18 protein-coding genes, 1 other RNA gene and 1 riboswitch are annotated in these 18,121 nt (G+C 26.9%); all 19 genes read right to left on the reverse strand.

Going from position 1 to position 18,121, the window contains the following annotated elements:
* Nucleotide 1 precedes the first annotated feature (1 nt).
* Nucleotides 2–1,537, reverse strand: a complete 1,536-nt coding sequence (locus tag EMELA_RS04305; protein WP_028123893.1) for an ABC transporter ATP-binding protein — start codon at nt 1,535–1,537, stop codon at nt 2–4.
* A 10-nt stretch (nt 1,538–1,547) separates the two neighbouring features.
* A complete protein-coding gene (locus tag EMELA_RS04310; RefSeq protein WP_028123894.1) occupies nt 1,548–2,927 on the reverse strand; it encodes a type 1 periplasmic-binding domain-containing protein in 1,380 nt (459 codons plus the stop codon).
* A 58-nt stretch (nt 2,928–2,985) separates the two neighbouring features.
* A riboswitch (nucleoside riboswitch) is annotated at nt 2,986–3,048 on the reverse strand.
* A gap of 87 nt (nt 3,049–3,135) precedes the next feature.
* Nucleotides 3,136–4,167, reverse strand: coding sequence for an HU family DNA-binding protein (locus tag EMELA_RS04315; RefSeq protein WP_051584577.1), 1,032 nt, complete (start codon nt 4,165–4,167; stop codon nt 3,136–3,138).
* Nucleotides 4,168–4,236: 69 nt separating this feature from the next.
* A complete protein-coding gene (mnmG, locus tag EMELA_RS04320; RefSeq protein WP_028123896.1) occupies nt 4,237–6,111 on the reverse strand; it encodes a tRNA uridine-5-carboxymethylaminomethyl(34) synthesis enzyme MnmG in 1,875 nt (624 codons plus the stop codon).
* A gap of 110 nt (nt 6,112–6,221) precedes the next feature.
* Nucleotides 6,222–8,180 (reverse strand): ATP-dependent zinc metalloprotease FtsH, encoded by a 1,959-nt coding sequence (gene ftsH, locus EMELA_RS04325; RefSeq protein ID WP_028123897.1) that lies wholly within the window; start codon nt 8,178–8,180, stop codon nt 6,222–6,224.
* Nucleotides 8,181–8,242: 62 nt separating this feature from the next.
* Complete coding sequence (gene tilS / locus EMELA_RS04330; protein ID WP_028123898.1) at nt 8,243–9,439, reverse strand: tRNA lysidine(34) synthetase TilS; 1,197 nt, start codon at nt 9,437–9,439, stop codon at nt 8,243–8,245.
* Between the two features lie 4 nt (nt 9,440–9,443).
* Entirely contained in the window at nt 9,444–10,166 is a 723-nt protein-coding gene (locus tag EMELA_RS04335; protein ID WP_028123899.1) for a tRNA1(Val) (adenine(37)-N6)-methyltransferase, read from the reverse strand.
* Nucleotides 10,166–10,909: a hypothetical protein gene (locus EMELA_RS04340; RefSeq protein ID WP_028123900.1), complete on the reverse strand. Its 744-nt coding sequence runs from the start codon at nt 10,907–10,909 to the stop codon at nt 10,166–10,168. Before EMELA_RS04340 ends, EMELA_RS04335 begins: the two co-directional genes overlap by 1 nt.
* Nucleotides 10,888–11,523 (reverse strand): dTMP kinase, encoded by a 636-nt coding sequence (tmk, locus tag EMELA_RS04345; protein WP_028123901.1) that lies wholly within the window; start codon nt 11,521–11,523, stop codon nt 10,888–10,890. The genes EMELA_RS04340 and tmk overlap by 22 nt, the downstream gene beginning before the upstream one ends.
* 2 nt (nt 11,524–11,525) lie before the next feature.
* A complete protein-coding gene (gene recR, locus EMELA_RS04350) occupies nt 11,526–12,116 on the reverse strand; it encodes a recombination mediator RecR (protein WP_028123902.1) in 591 nt (196 codons plus the stop codon).
* A gap of 2 nt (nt 12,117–12,118) precedes the next feature.
* Complete coding sequence (gene dnaX / locus EMELA_RS04355) at nt 12,119–14,017, reverse strand: DNA polymerase III subunit gamma/tau (protein WP_028123903.1); 1,899 nt, start codon at nt 14,015–14,017, stop codon at nt 12,119–12,121.
* 120 nt (nt 14,018–14,137) lie between these two features.
* Nucleotides 14,138–14,299 carry an ASCH domain-containing protein gene (locus EMELA_RS05420; RefSeq protein WP_084485276.1) on the reverse strand — a complete coding sequence of 54 codons (162 nt, stop codon included), beginning with the start codon at nt 14,297–14,299 and terminating at the stop codon, nt 14,138–14,140.
* Nucleotides 14,300–14,303: 4 nt separating this feature from the next.
* The gene (locus tag EMELA_RS04365; RefSeq protein ID WP_051584578.1) at nt 14,304–14,594 is read right to left on the reverse strand and encodes an ASCH domain-containing protein; all 291 of its coding nucleotides are present in this window, start codon (nt 14,592–14,594) and stop codon (nt 14,304–14,306) included.
* Nucleotides 14,595–14,609: 15 nt separating this feature from the next.
* Nucleotides 14,610–15,038 (reverse strand): nucleoside deaminase, encoded by a 429-nt coding sequence (locus EMELA_RS04370; RefSeq protein WP_028123904.1) that lies wholly within the window; start codon nt 15,036–15,038, stop codon nt 14,610–14,612.
* 10 nt (nt 15,039–15,048) lie between these two features.
* Nucleotides 15,049–15,144: signal recognition particle sRNA small type (gene ffs / locus EMELA_RS04375), an RNA gene on the reverse strand.
* A 36-nt stretch (nt 15,145–15,180) separates the two neighbouring features.
* Nucleotides 15,181–15,981 carry a Cof-type HAD-IIB family hydrolase gene (locus EMELA_RS04380; protein WP_028123905.1) on the reverse strand — a complete coding sequence of 267 codons (801 nt, stop codon included), beginning with the start codon at nt 15,979–15,981 and terminating at the stop codon, nt 15,181–15,183.
* Between the two features lie 94 nt (nt 15,982–16,075).
* Complete coding sequence (gene yidC, locus EMELA_RS04385; RefSeq protein ID WP_084485285.1) at nt 16,076–17,305, reverse strand: membrane protein insertase YidC; 1,230 nt, start codon at nt 17,303–17,305, stop codon at nt 16,076–16,078.
* 34 nt (nt 17,306–17,339) lie between these two features.
* Nucleotides 17,340–17,672 (reverse strand): ribonuclease P protein component, encoded by a 333-nt coding sequence (gene rnpA, locus EMELA_RS04390; protein ID WP_028123907.1) that lies wholly within the window; start codon nt 17,670–17,672, stop codon nt 17,340–17,342.
* A 12-nt stretch (nt 17,673–17,684) separates the two neighbouring features.
* A complete protein-coding gene (gene rpmH, locus EMELA_RS04395; protein WP_011183579.1) occupies nt 17,685–17,819 on the reverse strand; it encodes a 50S ribosomal protein L34 in 135 nt (44 codons plus the stop codon).
* Between the last annotated feature and the right edge of the window lie 302 nt (nt 17,820–18,121).

Here is an 18,121-nt window from a genome sequence, read left to right on the forward strand (position 1 = left end):
ACTACGCCACCACTGATGAAATCATCATTTTCCCTACTATTTCTCTTGTTGCTGATTTACCTGAAACTTCTCCAACTACATTACCTGAATTTAATACGATAATTCGATCAGAAAGTTGTAATATTTCTGAAAGCTCATATGAAACTAAAATAATTGCTTTTCCTTCATCTTTTGCTTTAAGTATTTCAGTATGTATAAATTCTACTGAACCAACATCTAATCCTCTTGTGGGTTGGAAAATTATAATAAATTGAGTATCTCTTGTTAATTCTCTACCAATAATCATTTTTTGTTGATTACCACCAGATAATTGTCTTGCAATTGCAAATCCTGAATCAGCGTTTCTAACATCAAATTTTCCAATTATTTCTTGTGCATTTGTTTGCATTGCTGTTTTGTTAATAAAACCATGTCTACTATATTTTTTAGTTGAGATGTCCTGAAGTGCTACATTTGTTATTAAGTTAGCATCTAGAACTAACCCAAACTTATGTCTATCTTCTGGGATAAATCCCATTTTATGTTGGATATATCTTTTATTAATAGAATCATTGGTTATATTTTTACCATTTATTATTATTTTTCCACTTTCAGCTTTCACCATCCCACTTATTGCTTCAGCTAGTTCGATTTGACCGTTTCCCTCAACTCCCGCAATACCTAAAATTTCTCCAGCTTTAATTTTTGTTGAAAAATTCTTTAATCCTAATACTTTATTATTACTATGTTTTTTAACACTTAAGTTTTTAATAACAATTAAATCATCATTATTATTTTGTTTATGTTGGTTTTTAATCTCAATAATTTTTCTACCAACCATGGCTTCAGCTAGTTTACTTGATGATGTCTTTTTAACATTATATGTCCCAACATATTGGCCTTTTCTAATAATTGTTGCTCTATCAGCTACTTCTTTAATTTCAGCCATTTTGTGAGTAATTAGAATAATTGTTTTACCCATAGCTTTTAATTCTTTAATAACTTTTAGAAGTCCTTCAATTTCAGATGGAGTTAAAACCGCTGTTGGTTCATCAAAAACCATAATTTCTGCTTTTCGATAAAGGATTTTTAAAATCTCAATTCTTTGTTTCATCCCAACTGAAATATCTTTAACTTTAGCATTCAAGTCTACTTCAAGATTATATTCTTTCATGATCTTAGTTAAATCTTCAATAATTTTTTTCTTATTAATAACTTGTTTGTATTTTGTTTCTTCAACTCCAAGGATTATATTTTTTCAAACTGGAAAGATATCAACCAATTTAAAATGTTGGTGAACCATTCCAATCCCTAGTTTTGTTGCCTTAACTGGTGAAGATATAATTTCTTCTCTTTCATTAATAAAAATGTTTCCTTCTGTTGGTTCATAAATACCAAATAGAATTGACATTAATGTTGATTTTCCTGCTCCATTTTCACCCATTAGAGCATGAACCTCACCTTTTAAAACTTCTAAATTAATATTTTTATTAGCAACAATTTTTTTATTGAAAATCATTGAAATATTTTTCATCTCTACTGCATTAATATTTTTCATGATTCTCCTTTTATTTATTTTTTATCATTGTTTCTGTTGTCATATTACTTGTTATTGTTTTTGCATAATCTACAACAACATCATTAGCAATAATTGTTCCTAATGATGGTATTATTTTATTAATATATTTTGAAAATAAACTTTTTGATGCTTCAGTTAGTGCTTTTGATGAAAAGTATGTTTTAACCTTTTCAGCAATTTCTTCTTCAAGTAAATTTGCTCCCCCAGCTGACATTGTTCCATTTACTCAAACATCTCCACCAATTCAAGTTTCATTTTGGGCAATATCAACATCAATAAATGCTGTTGTACCGTCTTCTTTTTTAACTTCTTTTGTTAGTTGAATTTTGTCTGAGTATTTTTCACTTACATTTTTTAGAATATCTGGATATTCTTCATTATTTATTCATTCAGGTGTATGTGCTAATGAAACTATAGCTGCATTTTTTAAATCTTTTTCTGCTGATGTTATAAATCTATTTTCAGCATCTTTACCATATGATTCTGCTTGGTTAGTATCAACACCAATAACTTTTCATGATTGATCATAACTAATCGCATCAGAAGTTTCTGGTCCTGCTACAGGCATTATTATATTTGGTTTAACTGATTTTGATTTATCTGTTAAATTATCTAAAACTAATTTTGATTGACCGATTAAAAAACTATTTGAAAATCAAGTTGTATCATCTTTTGACTTTGGATATTCATTTTGTGCTTTTCTAACAGTTACTTTCTTAGCAACATCATGATCAATTCCAAATGTATCTAAAAATGCTTCATCACTTTTAAATTCATTATAGACTTCAATAGAAGCTAAGAACCCTACAATAAAGTTATCAACTGAACCAGAGTTTGAAACCCCTCCATATGAACCTAATGAGATTGTGTTATTTGAATAGTTTTCATTTTTTAAAGATCAAATGATTGAAGACATTCCTGCATAAAATCCTGAAACATCTCCTCTAAAAACAACACCAACTTCATTTTCAGCTGCGCTATTTGAATCTAAAATAATTGTTGACCCATAACCATGCATGATTTTAGCACCATTATGTTCACCTTCACTAGGCATTGCATGGTGAAACCCTGGTAGTAATAAAGTTTTAGCACCATTACTTCTAGCAGATTTGTATGCTCTTTTCATAGTTTTTGGTGCTGTTGAATCAGGTTGAATATAACCTATTTTTTTATCAATTCCCAAAATTTCTTTTGTAAACTCTGTACCAGCTTCATAAGTCGATTGATTAAATGATTTATCATCGACTTTACCTGAATCTGTTATTAAATATATTCCACCGAAATGTTTATCTGTTTCACATGAAACAACGGTAGTCAAGGTTGTTGTTGTTATTGTTGTACTTAATAAAGTTAACAATAGTTTTTTCATATTTACCCCTTTCCAAACAAAAAAGAAAAGGAAGTTTTTTTTAATAAAAAACTTCCATGATTATAGTATCTGGATAGGTCCAAACGCAGGTCGACAACCCATTATGTTGTCATGTATAATTTTTTTCTTTCTTCAATTGTTCATTTTTATTATAACTTATCTTAATTTATTATACAAACATAAAAAAGACACCTATGGTGTCTTAAGATTATTTTTTAACTTTTTTTAATCCTGTTCATTTAGTATTTGTCATTGTTTCTTTTAAGTGTTTGTTTGCTTTAAATTTAACAGTGTTTGAAGCAGATATTTTAATAGTTTTACCTGTTAATGGGTTGATTCCTTTTTTAGCTTCTTTATGAACTTTTGATAATTTACCAAAGTTATTAATTGTGATTTCTTCATTTTTTGTTAATCTATCAGCCATAATATTAAATGCTAGGTCAACAATTTCTTTAACTGATTTTTTACTAAAGTCTGAATATTTTTCTTCTAACTTAACTAAAATATCTTTTTTAGAAACTTGATCATAATGTTTTTTAATCACATAAGTTATTCCTGCTTTTTTAGTTGCAACTGATTTAACTTTTTCAACTTTAACTTCAGCAGTTTTTGGTGCTTCAGCTTTTTTAGTTACTAGTTTTGCAGCAACTTTAGCTTTTGGTTTTTCTTCAATTTTAACTTCTTCAACTTTTGGTTCAGCTACTTTTTTAGTTGCGGGTTTTTTAGCAGCTTTTGGTTTTTTAACAACTACTTCTTCTTCTAATTTTTCTTCTAATTTGATAACTTCTTTAACTACTTCAGGTGCAGTTGTAGAACCTGCTTCAGATAAAATTTTGTTAATTCTATTTTCTTTTGCAAAACTCATAATAAGTAAGATTACTAAGAAAATAATTCCAACAATAGCAATTCAGTTAATTAGTAAATCTCAGAATATTGGTAATAGGAAAGTTTTGTATCCTTCAGTTCCTGTAGCAGCAACTAATTTAAATTGTAAAATTGATTTAAATCCCATTGGCCCTTGGAAGAAATGACTTAGTCCTTTACTTCCTGTGAATCAAGCATCAACAATGTATTTACTTTCTATAAGATTAGTTCCTTGAATTGTTTTTGCTCAATCAGCTGTTCCATTTAACACTTGATTTGCCAATTTTAAAGCAACGATTAAAGCGATAAATAAAACTAAAAGAAATATTAATGCGATTGATCTTGTATGCTTTTTATTTCTCATTTCTATTGACATATTTATGCCTCCTTCTTTTGTATATAATTATAAACAAATATTTTATTGTTTGACCTTTTAGTGGTATATTTACTTGTTTGCGTAAGAGTTTTTAAGGTAAAATAGCAACATTTGTATATCTGCAGGGTTAACTCCAGTGATTCTTGAGGCTTGTCCAATATTTAAAGGTTTAACTTTTTTTAATTTTTGTCGAGCTTCTGTTGCTAGATTTTCTACCTTATCATAGTCAATATCTAGTGGTATTTTTTTCTTTTCAAGCTTAATCAATCTTTCAACTGTTTGTCTTTCTGTTTTAACATAACCTGCAAATCTAGTTTCAATAACAATTGATTGCAATTGATTATTTTTTAATTCTTTTAAACAGTCAACATAAGGAATCATAACATCAATATTAACTGTTGGAATTTTTAAAATTTCAATTCCACTATATCCATGTTTTAAATCTGCTTGTCCTAACTCTTTTAGTTTTATAGCAAGTTCAGATTTTGGTGTAAACCTAACTTCTTCTAGCTGATTTATTGCATCATTAATTTGTTTTGTATATGTTAGATAAGCATTATATTCTTGTTCTGTTATTAAACCAATTTCATAACCTTTATCTTTTAATCTAGCTTCTGCATTATCATTTCTTAATAATAATCTATGTTCAGCTCGACTTGTTAATAATCGATATGGTTCTCAAACACCTTTGTTAATTAAATCATCAATCATCACACCAATATAAGCTTCATCTCTTCTTAAAATTAATGGTTCTAATCCATCAATTTTTCTTGATGCATTAATTCCTGCCATTAATCCTTGACCAGCAGCTTCTTCATATCCACTAGTTCCATTAATTTGTCCAGCAGTAAATAAATTTTTAATGTTTTTTAATTCAAGTGATGGGTTTAATTGCATTGGATTTATGCAGTCATATTCAATTGCATATGCTCATGCTTTAACTTCAGCTTTTTCAAACCCAGGTAAAGATCTAATCATTAATAATTGCACGTCTGTTGGCATTGATGTTGAGAAGCCTTGAATGTATCAAGCATCTCCTTTTAATGATTCTGGTTCAATAAAAATTTGATGAGTTTCTTTTGAAGCAAATCTTACAATTTTATCTTCAAAACTTGGGCAATATCTTGGTCCTATTGATTCAATTTTCCCTGAATACATTGCTGATTTTGTTAAGTTCTCTTCAATTATTTTTTTAGTTTCTGGTGTTGAATGAATTAAATAACAAAGTTCTTGGTTTTCTAAAGGAGTATATAAATCAGTTGAAAAACTAAAAGCTAGTTTTGCATCTGTTCCTGGTTCTTTGATTGCTTTTGAAAGATTCACTGAGTTTTTATATATTCTTGGAGGTGTTCCTGTTTTAAATCTAAATAATTCAATACCTGCATTTTTTAGTGATTCGCTTATTCCATTAGATGTTGGTTCTTCATTTGGTCCTGAAGAAAATTTTTCATATCCAGTTAGAATTTCAGATTTCAAATAAGTTCCTGTTGTTAAAATAACAGCATTTGATTTAACTACTTCACCATTATTTAAAACAACACCTTTAACAGCATTATCTTCAATAATAAGATCAGATGCAATTGCTTCAATTAATTCAAGGTTGTTTTGTTCTAGAACAACTTTTTGCATGTATTTTGCATATTCAACTTTATCAGATTGAACTCTTAACGCTCAAACACCAGGTCCTCTTGAAGAGTTTAATAATTTAGTTTGTAACGCTGTTTTATCAGCAGCTTTGGCCATTTCACCACCTAATGCATCAATTTCTCTAACAACAATCCCTTTTGCTGGCCCACCAATACTAGGATTACATGGCATTGCGGCAATTCTGTCTTTGTATAGATTAATTAAAGCTGTTTTTTTGTTAAGTCTTGCAGCTGCTAATGCTCCTTCAACACCAGCGTGTCCACCACCAATAACAATTACATCAAATTGTTTGCTCATATGAATCTTCCTTTCTAGTTTTTATATCTATTTAATTTTAGCCTTTTTTGTTTTTTTAACAAGTATAGTATTATTGGTTTACAAAAAAATGGAGGTTCACTCCATTTTAATTATTCTTCAATGTCTAGATCTTCTACTTTAATGTCGATGATTTCACCTTTTTTGATTTTTTCATCTTCTTTAGCCATTCTGTTTTTTTGTTCTAAAACTTCTTCTGGTAATTTTTTGTTTTTATTAATGTATTCGATTTGTTCTGCAGTAATTGTTTCAAGTACTCTTAATGATTCTGCTAATAATTCTAATGTATGCATATTTTCTTTAATAATTTTTAAAGCAATTTTATATGATTCTTCAAGAATTTTTGAGATTTCAGCATCAATTCTAGCTGCTGTATCATCAGAATACGTACCTTCCATTTTACCGTATGATTCTTCAGCCATTGTTAAGAATTTTGTCATTCCTAAACTTGACATCCCGAATTGTACAACCATTCTTCTAGCAATGTTTGTTGCTTTATCTAAGTCGTCATGTGCTCCTGTCGTTACGTTTTCTTTTCCAAACATAATTTCTTCAGCAGCTCTACCACCTAAGTATCCAGCAATAGTTGCAAATAAGTCTTTTTTAGATGAGAATACAGTTTCATCTTTTGGAGTCATAATTGTATATCCTCCAGCATTACCACGAGGAATAATTGTAACTTTTTGTACTTTAGAAGCACTATCTAGTTTTAATCCAATTAATGCGTGTCCTGATTCATGGTATGAAACGATATCTTTATCTTGTTTAGTCATTGCACGTGATTTTTTAGCTGGACCACCAACTACACGATCAATAGCTTCATCAATTTCAGTAATTGTGATAATGTCACGTTTTTCTCTAACCATTAAAATAGCAGCTTCGTTTAAAACGTTTTCTAATTGAGCTCCAGAGAATCCAGGAGTTCTTTCAGCAACTCTATATCAATCAACTAAACTATCAATTTTTTTACCTTTAGCGTGTAATTCTAAAATAGCTTTACGTTCTTTAATATCTGGTAATGATACTTGAATAACTCTATCAAAACGACCTGGTCTTAATAAGGCAGGGTCAAGAACATCAGCACGGTTTGTTGCAGCCATAACAATAATTCCTGAGTTAGTACCAAATCCATCCATTTCAACTAGTAATTGGTTCAATGTTTGTTCATTTCCACCTGAACCCATACCATTATTTCTTTTTCTACCAACTGCATCAATTTCATCAATGAAAATAATTGCAGGTGCTGATTTTTTAGCATCGTTAAACATTTCACGAACACGACTTGCTCCAACACCAACAAACATTTCTTCAAATTCTGATCCAGCAATTGAGAAGAATGAAACTCCAGCTTCTCCAGCGACAGCTTTAGCAAGTAAAGTTTTACCTGTTCCTGGTGGACCTTCCATTAAAACTCCTTTTGGAGCTCTTGCACCTGCTTCAGCATATTTAGCAGGGAATTTTAAGTAATCTACAAGTTCTACTAATTCTGACTTTTCTTCTTCAATTCCAGCAACGTTCGCAAATTTAACATCAGATTTTTCAGCACGAGCTCTATTTTTACCCATACCAAAGATATTACCTGGTCCTGCTCCAGCTCCTGAAGAGCTTTTCATCATAAATCAAATAATTCCACCAAATAATAATACATAAATTAATAATGGTGCTAATGATACTAATAATGCCATACCAACAGATCCTTGGTATAAAAGCGCTGGTCAAGGATAAGGCCCTTTTCCCATAATGTCTATAAATTCTTCTTTTCCTAAATAAGCAACAAAGTTAACAAATTTACCTGATGCTGCATCTAAATAAGCTCCTTTAACAACTATTGTTCCATTAGAACCATAATAAACGATTACATTTTTTCAATGATCATCAGCTTTTGGATTTATATTAGGTGCATTTGCAGTTATTCATTCTTTAAATGTTACACCACTTATAACTTGCGTTGTACCTTTAACAGTAACTGCAATAATAATAATTGTTACTATAATAGCTAGCAAAATTATTAGTCAAAATCATAAGGTAGACTTTCTTTTTTTAGCGTTCATTTATTTCCTCCCTCTCAAGATTTTTGTTCTATATTAATAATACCATTATTTGCTATATTACTCTACTTAATGGTATTTAAGATTTTCTTTGATTTTACATTAAAAACAACAGCTTTCAACATTCTATTTTTATATCTTATTTTTTTATCAATTAAATATCTGTTTGCGCGTTTACCAAACGCGTAAGTTGTTAACTTATAATTTGTAAAATCGTTTGAAATAACATAAGGATATTTTTCTTCATTTTTTTTAATTGCATTAACTAAATCTAATCAGTTAATAAATTCTTCAGAAAGATACAAATCTTCTTTTGAATTAATAATAAAAGTTTTAGGTTTTATCATATTTGCTTCAATTAAAAATAAGTTTTCATAATCTTTAATAATATAAAATTCTCCAATTTTAATTTCTCAAAATACTTTTTGTGAATATTTAATATTTTTTGCAATTTCAAAAATTGTTTTATTACTTCGGTTTTGAACAATAGAATCTTTGTTAATTAATTCTAATCATTTATATATTGATCTTTGAATAAATTCTAAGTTTTTATCAACTAGGTTTTTATTAATTTTAAGTTCATCAGCAGACATATTATTGTTTACATATCAATCAACTTCAAGATTCATTTTTTCTAGTTCTTTATTTAACTTTTTAATTTCTTTTTCTATGTCTAAAAAAGAATCTTCAGACAATTTAGCTCGGATTTCATTTCGCTTATAATTTGTATCTTCATTTGTTGAATCAAATGCATAACTAACATTATCTTTTATTAGAGATTTATAAATATCTGATTTTAAAATATCAAGCATTGGTCTTACAATGGTTAACCCTTTATAAATTGTTGTTTTATTTAATCCATAAAATTTAACATAACTTTTTCTTTTTTTTTGAAGTAAAAAAGTTTCAATTAAATCATTTTTATTATGTGCAACTAACACGTTTTTAATGTTATGTTTTTTAGACATTTCTAAGAAAAAATCATATCTTATTGTTCTTGCTCAGCTTTCAAAATTTTCTTTCAAATGATTATAGTTTTGTTTTACATCTAAGATTTCTAATTTTAAATTATGTTTTTCACAAAAATTAGAAACAATTTTTTGATCAATATTTGAATCTTTTCTAAAATTGTAATTAACATGACAAACAACAATGTTTTGAATATTCATTTTAACTAATTCATTAAGCATAAAAATGCTGTCAGGCCCTCCAGAAACAGCAACTAAATATAAAAATGAATTATTTAATTTAAATTTTCCCATTTTGTTAATCCTTAAAATATTTTAAAAGTTCATTTGTATAAGATTCATCATCTTTGTGTGCAATTAAAGGTGTTATGATATGCATTCCTTCATTACCTTCTAATATTGCATCAATTAAAACTGTTTTAGCTTCATCATTAGCTTTTGAATGCACAAACTGCATTCTTTTTGGTGCAAATTTATATTTATATAATAAGTTAATAATTTCATCAATTCTTTCAGGTCTATGAACTAATGTAAATAATCCACCATTTTTCAATATTAAACCTGCATTCTTAATAATTTCTTCAAGTGTTATTAAAGTTTCATGTCTAGCATTAACAACTTCTTCACTTACCTTTTTAACTTTAGATTCTTCATGTTTTTTAAAGAATGGCGGATTACAAATTACTGCATCAAATTTATTTGCCATTGCTTTTGCATAATCTTTAATATCAGCATTAACAATCTCAATTTGATCTTCTAACTTATTAAGTTTTACGTTTTCTCTTGCTAATTTAGCTGCTTTAGTTTGAATTTCAACACCTGTAATCTTTGCATTTGTATATTTAGTTAAGATTAGTGGGATAACAGCATTGTTAGTTCCAAAATCAATAATCTTTTTAATTCCACTTTTGTAATTAAAAAATCTTGCAATTAAAATACTATCTAACGTAAAGTTAAACATTTCAGAATCTTGATAAATTTTACGGTTTTCATAACCCAATAGATCGTTTAAAATTTTCATTAAATAACCTCACTAAGATGTATTAGAAAAACATCGATTGCTAAGTTTGTTTGAAAAGTAAATTTTAAGTCATAAATTAGTTTAAGTGTTGCTTCAGCAATATTTAAATACTTTTTAACAATTGTTTTTGAATACGCTTCTTCTAACATTGCAATTAATTCAGATTTATCAAGTTTTTTTAATTCAGCGTTTGCTAATAGAATTGAGTTTTTGTCTCTTTCTAAAATCTCTTTGATTAAGTTTTGTTTTTCACTTAAAGTATTTTCATTTTCTAAAACAATTAATTTACATCTAGATTTTATTGTTGATAAAACCTGACTTTTGTTTTTTGTTAATAATATAGCAATTGTATTTGCTGGTGGTTCTTCTAAAAATTTTAATAGTGCATTAGCTGATTCATTTTTTAAGTTTTCTGCGTTAGCTAAAACATAAATTTTAAATTTATTTACTTCATTTGTTGTAAGTGAAAATTTTTGCATTAAATCTAATACATCAATTTTATTAATAGCTAAATTACCATCACCTAAAGTAACAAAGTTTAAAAGTGTTTTATTAATAAATATTTTGCAGTTATAGCAATCATCGTTTTCTAAACTATAATTTTCACAAAAAATCATTCTTGAAATTTCATTAGAAAAATCATTTAGTAATTCTTGATTATCATTTGATATCAAAATTGAACTAAACATTTTATTATTTTGTAACTGTTCTTTAAACTTTTCTAATGTTTCTCTTTTTCTCATAATTTTATCTTTTCTAAAATCACATTTTTAGCAGCTTCAAAAACTTCATCTGGTGATTTTCCTGCGTCAATAACTGTTATTCTTTCTAGTTCTTTTTTCACTAATTCTTCAAAAGCGCTTTTAACACCTTCTTTAAATTTTTGACCTTCTTCATCAAGTCTGTTTTTTTCATCAGGTCTCCCTGTTAATCTTTTTTCAGCTTCTTCAAAACTTAATTCAAAGTAAAGTGTTAAATCAGGTACAAAATTATCTAATATTCTTTTTTGTAAATCGTTTAGATAATCAATCCCGAGTCCTCTAGCACCACCTTGATAAGCAGTTGTTGAATCCATGAAGCGATCTGAGATAACAATATATCCTTTTGCAAGATATGGTTTGATCACTTTTTCTAAATGTTCTTTTCTTGCGGCAATAAAAAGTAATGCTTCAGTTCAAGGTTCCATACCGATGCCATCGTTGTTTAAAACTATTTTTCTAAGTTTTTCTGAAATTGGTAATCCACCAGGTTCTCTAGTCATTATTACCTTATAGTTTAGAGCTTCTAAATGTTCTTTAACTCTTTGTAAAGCAGTTGTTTTACCACTACCATCCATTCCTTCGATTGATATAAACACTTCTACACCTCATATTTCTTTCTATTTTTAAATGCGCTCTCCAATGTTGTTTCATCCATATAATCAAGACTACCTCCCATTGGGATACCTTTAGCAATTCTTGTTATATTAATATTCATATTTTTGGTTAATTGATAAATATAGTTTGTTGTTAACTCACCTTCAAATGTTGCATTCAAGGCTAAAATTAATTCTGTATTTTTATCAATTCTTGATATTAGACTTTCAAAGTTTATATCGCTTGGTGATTTTTTCTTATTTAAATTGATCTCTGCACCAAGTACATGATAAAGTCCTTTATATTTATTTATTTTTTCAATGTTATTAACATCTAATTGACTAGCAACAACACAAATAACATTTTGATTTCTTGTATCATCAGCACAGATTAAACATTTCTTTTTAATTTCATAATAATTACAAATAGGACAAATAGATATATTATATTTAACTTGATTAAGTTGTTTGATGAAATTATCTAAAGCAAATTTATCAATGATTAAGTTGTTTACTAATCGCTCACTAGTTTTTTTAGTAAGTCCATTATTTTTATTAATGTTATTTATAATTTCATCAAATATTTCTTTATTCATAATTAATCCTCTATTTCTATTTTATCTAAATCAAATAATCTTCTAGCAGCTTCAATTGTTTTGTCATCAAAATGACTTAGCACAATTGATTGTTTTTTAGTATCAAAATATTTATTATAATCAACTGGTTGATATGTTGGTAATTGATTGTTTTCTTTTAGCTTTTTAAATGCAAGCTTCACTTCATTTCACATAATTTCATCAATTGGTAAAAAGATTAAATTTCCAAACTCTTTTTGAAACAATGCTCTTTGTTGTTCACTTTGTAAGGAGAATAACAAGTTATTAACATTTTCAAAATCTTCAGCTCTTAATAATACTTCATTATTTGAAGCGGCAATAACTTTAAAATTGTAAAAGTTAATATATTTTTTTGCCATTTCTGGATTTGTTAATTCATCATTTTGATTAACAGCAAAGAATTCATTAAATTTATTTTCAATTTCTTCTCTTTTAAATTTATTAGCACCAACCAATAAGTTAATAACTTCATCAATTTGAATTTTGTAAGTTTTTTTATCTTCATTAACTACTAAGTTTTTATTTAATTCAATTTTTAAATTTGTTAAAGTTTTGAATTCATAAACATTATTAATTTCTTCAACAGTTTCAATTACTGTTTTTTCAACAATAACTTCTTCAATATGTTCTTCTACTTTAATTTCTTCAATTATTAGTTTAGCTTCTTGTTTTGATTCAACTACTTGTTCTTGAATTATAGTTTCTTGTTTTGTTATAACTTCTTCAATTTTTGTTTCAACTACTACTTCTGGTTTTACAATTTTATGTTCAATTGGTTTTTCAACTTTGATTGGTTGATCAATTGGCGTGTTCAAATTTTTTAATACACTAATTAATAAGTAATTGAAATTAATACTTGTACCTTTTGTTTTAGCATAGGCTTCACTTAAGTTATCTGCTATTTCAAATAATGCTTTTACATTAACATGACTAAATTCATTCATGTCATTTTCTTCTAAAATATTTAATACTTCGTTATCATGTGTAAATTTAAACTCAATAATTTCTTTAACTATTTCAATTAAACTTAAAGTAAATACATCAAAATCCATTCCTTGATTATTTGCTTTTTCAAAATATTTAATAATTGTTGAAGAATTATTATTTAGAATGTTAATAAGAATTTCTTTTTTCTCATTTTTGGTTGCTACATAAAAAACTGATTTTAAGTCTTCAACAGTTATATGATCAGTTGTTACTGTAATTAATTGTTCAATAACATTAGATGCATCTCTTAAAGACCCTTCAGAAATAATTGCTATTTCTTCTAAAACATCTTTTTCAATTGTGTAACCTTCATTTTCGCAAATAAATCTTAATCTTTTAATTAATGAGTTTCTGTCAATTTTTTTAAAGTTAAAGATTTGACATCTTGAAAGGATTGTTGCTGGAATTTTTGAATATTCTGTTGTTGCTAGAATAAAGATCGCATGTGCTGGTGGTTCTTCAAGTGTTTTTAATAAAGCATTAAACGCTGCCTTTGTTAACATATGGACTTCATCGATTATATAGATTTTGTATTTACCTAAAAAAGGAAGTGAATTAATATTATTTTTAATTTCTCTTATTTCATCAACACCATTATTTGATGCAGCATCCATTTCAATAATATCTGGGTTTCTTTGTTCATTTGAAGCAATACAACTTTCACACTGTTCACAAGCTAATCCATCTGTAAGATTTTTACAGTTAACGCTTTTAGCTAATATTCTTGCTATTGATGTTTTTCCTGTTCCACGTTGACCTGCAAATAAAAATGAATGGCTAATCTTATTATTCTTTAATTCATTCTTTAAAATTTCTACAACATTTTGATGTCCTGCAATATCACCAAAATTACTAGGTCTATATTTTCGGTATAACGCTTTGTTTTGTTCCATAAATCCTCCTTTAATAAATATATATTTATTATTAATTTTATCATTTTTAACGTATTAATATACTGATTAAAAATTGAAGAAACTTAAAATTAAAAAATGTTGTTTATAAATAGAAAAAATCTATCTATAAACAACTTCAAATTCTTCAAAAAGTACATACATGTCTTCTGTAAAATTTAAATTATATCTTTTAAAAACAATTGTAAAAAATGATCTATGTTCATCTTTCCAAGATTCAAGATTTTCATCTTCGCCTTTTAATTTACAAATATCATAAGTCATTTCATTAAATTTTTAAATATCTTACATTAATTGTTTTAATCACACATTTGTGATTACGTAATGAATCAGTTACTATTGCATAATCTTCTACTTTTGGTTCTTCTTCATTATCCATCTCATATTGAAAAAAGGCAAATGAAGTTGATTTTTTTGTTCCTTCTATTACTAATTTAAGTAGTTCTTCATAAGTTCTTTCATCATAACCAAAACAAAAATCTTTTTTATAATTTAAATCTTTATTTGCATTTGTTTCAATTTTAAATTTTTCTCAATATTGTTTTATTTTTTGCTCCATTTATATAATTTCCTATTATCTTATATTTTCAAAAAAATTAGTTATTAAACTTTGATATTTTTTTTCTAATTCTGGATTTTTAATCTTAGATATTTTAAGTTTAATTTCATCAATATTTACTTCATTTCTGAAGCTCATTTTATTATTTTCTAATAAATAGTTAACTTCACTAATTTTTGCTAGTTTTATTGCTCCATAACACATCAAACAAGGTTCTAATGTAGTAAACAAAGTACACTCAGATAAATTATTAGTTTTTAACTTCTTAACAGCTTTATTTATAGCATTAATTTCTGCATGCCCTGATATATTTTTATTCTTATAACTATTATTGTAACTGTATGCAACAATTTGTTCATCTTTGATTACACATGCAAAAACAGGTATATCTTTTTTTTTATTATTTACTTTTAATTTATTAATATATTTGTTTATTTCTATCATATCTATAATTATAAACAAAAAAACCGTGATACAAAACACATTCCCTTATAGCTGCTACCTTCCGGTCCTGACTCATTTGGGCGTAATCTTTATCACGGCATAATAATTATACATTTAAAATTGTTAATTTAGTAGTTGGATACTAATCAATTTTAATATCACTTAGTTTTTCTATAATGTTTTTTGCTTTATCTCTTATTTTCACATTATGATCTTGAACAACAATATAAGAGTTATCATAAAACTCTTTAAACATTGAAAGATCATTATTGTCATCACCAGCCACAATTACATCATTTTCACTAATATTTAATTGTTTCATCATTTCTCTAATCGCATTACCTTTTGAAACTTCATAATTATGAATTTCATTAAATGTTATCTCTTTTAGATTATTTGAAACATAACTAAATTTAAGTCCTTTTTCATTTAATTGATTTACTAATTTATTTCATGTTTCTGTTGTACAACTCATTTTAAAACAAATAATTTCTTTACCATCAATATAAGATAGAGGTTTATTTTTTGGAATCATTCCCATAAATGTTTTTGACATTTCTTCTTTTCAAGCATCATGATAGAAAAAGTCTTCTTCACCTTTAAAAGAATAAACTAAACTAATAATATCTTCTCTATTAGCTTTTACAAATTTTATAATTTCTTCTACTAAGTCTTTATCTAAATATTTAGCAAAAAGTTCATTACCTTTATTATCATAAATAGCAGCACCAGCATTTGTTAAATAATAATCAGGTAGAAAGTCACTATAACTTTCTTTCATATGATCATTAATATGTTCAAATGGGCGACCTGTTGAAATAATTACTTTATGACCTTTCTTTTGTAAATCTTTAACAAATGCCATATCATTTTTTGATATTCCGTTTTCTTTATCTTTGCTGTTTCTTAATGTTCCATCAAAGTCTGTAAATAATCAATTCATTAATTTGTCTCCATGTTTTTCGCTTACAAAAATTATACAATATATCTTTAAAACATTATTAAAATAAAAAAATAACAGTTTCCTATTATTTAGATTACTTATTTAATTTTGCTAATCTTCTTTCTTCTTGACGTTTTCTACGTTGAACTTCTTGCACAGAGCGATTTGCTTTATGTTGATTTCAGAAGAAGAAACCTAGAGTTTGAATAATTTGATAAGTTGACGAGAAGATTCAGTAAATTGCAACCCCTGAGGCAACTGAGGCAACAACGAAGATGAATACGAATGCGAATATACCTTGCATGATGTATTGTTTTTTACGTGATTTTCTTTGTGCATCAGTCAATGTTATTGATTTTTGTTTTATTGATTGTAAAACTAATGGTAATAACATAGAAACAATTTGTAATGGTAGATACACAGCAAGTAAAGTTAGATAAATAACTTCTCCACTTAACATTTGTGATCATGGTTTTTCAATTAAAGCAATTAAACCTACATTTGCAATTTTTAATGATTTTGTTGATCTAACAATTGCATAAATCGCAAATAGGAATGGCATTGAAGCGAATGCTCCAGCCATTGATGAAAATGGTGAGAACCCTTCTCTTTTTTGTAATGCTTTCATTTCTGCTGACATTTTTTGTCTTGCTTGAGGTGATTTATCACCTTTATATTTTGCCTGAATTTCTGCCTGTTTTAATTGAAATGATTGCTGTTTGTGCTGATTAGCTTGCGATTTTCAAGTAAATGCTAATGAAATAGATTTAATGATAATAACTGTAAATAAAATAGCAAAGATAACTGAAACTCCATAACTATTATTTCCAAGTTCTGGGTTTAATGTTCCTGACATTCCTTTAATTAATGCATTAAGTAGTAAAGCTGTTGGGTAAACGAAGAATCCATAGAATGGAGATCCAGTTTTTGAAAAAGCTTCTCCTCATGAACTAATTACGTTATAAGCATATTGTTGTCCATTCAACCCTGAAACAATAACTGCCCAGTTTTGCGATGGTTTTTCACCAAGAGAAGATGTAATAATTTCAAATGAAACCCCTGGCATATAAACTCTTCTACCTGTCATGTCTGTTACTTCTTGAATTAGATATGGATCTTGATACATTTGTACACAACCTCATATCATTGAAATAATAATAAATAGGAAACTTAATATTTTAACTCATCTTCAGATTAATTTTAAAATTCGTTTTCTATCATTACTATCTGCTATTCTTTGTCAAAAAGTTTTCTTTGTTTTTGTGGTGCTACTTGTGTTCATATATGACATAACACCGTTATTTTTAGAACTTGCTATATATAATTGATTTTCATTATACAAAATTAGCACCTCCTTGCTATTTTAAAAATTGATTAATTAATTTTATTAATTCTTTCTGATTTTGATCAAATGATTTTTCCATAATTCTAGCTCTTGCGATAATTATAATATCGTATGAAAATTCTGGTAATTTGTTAATTTGATCTTGAATCATCATCCTAATTTGTCTTTTTATTTTATTTCTTGTCACAGCGTTACCAATTTTTTTACCAACACTGATTCCATATCTAAAATATTTTTTATCATTTTTAGTATAGTAAATAACAAATGATGAATTTCGATAAAATTTTTGTTTATTAATTATTTCTTGAAACTCAAAATTCTTTTTTATAATTTTTTTATTTTTCATTAGACAAAAAAATTAAGCAGTTAATTTAGCTCTACCTTTTGCTCTACGAGCTTTGATAACTTTTCTTCCATTTTTAGTTGCCATTCTAGCTCTAAAACCGTGAACACGTGCGTGTTTAATTTTTGATGGTTGTCAAGTTCTTTTCATTGTATTCAAACCCCCTTTTAAAGTTAATAATTCTTGTTAATTATAATATAAGTGGTTAAAAAAGTATAGTTTTTTCTTGTTAAATTTAAGAAATTATTTCTGCGTTAATTTTTACACAAAGTTTTTCAACATTTTTAGATACCTTATGTGGAAAAGTAGAAAAAAGCATTATAAACACTACTTTATTTAAGTTTTTATATTATTTATAATGTTTATTTCTTTTTAATTTATTTTTTTATCCACACATTGTGGAAAACTTATATATTTATATGTTTTAATTTATTTTATGAAGGAGAATAAAA

It is taken from the genome of Mesoplasma melaleucae (assembly GCF_002804105.1).
Lineage (GTDB): Bacteria > Bacillota_I > Bacilli_A > Mycoplasmatales > Mycoplasmataceae > Mesoplasma > Mesoplasma melaleucae.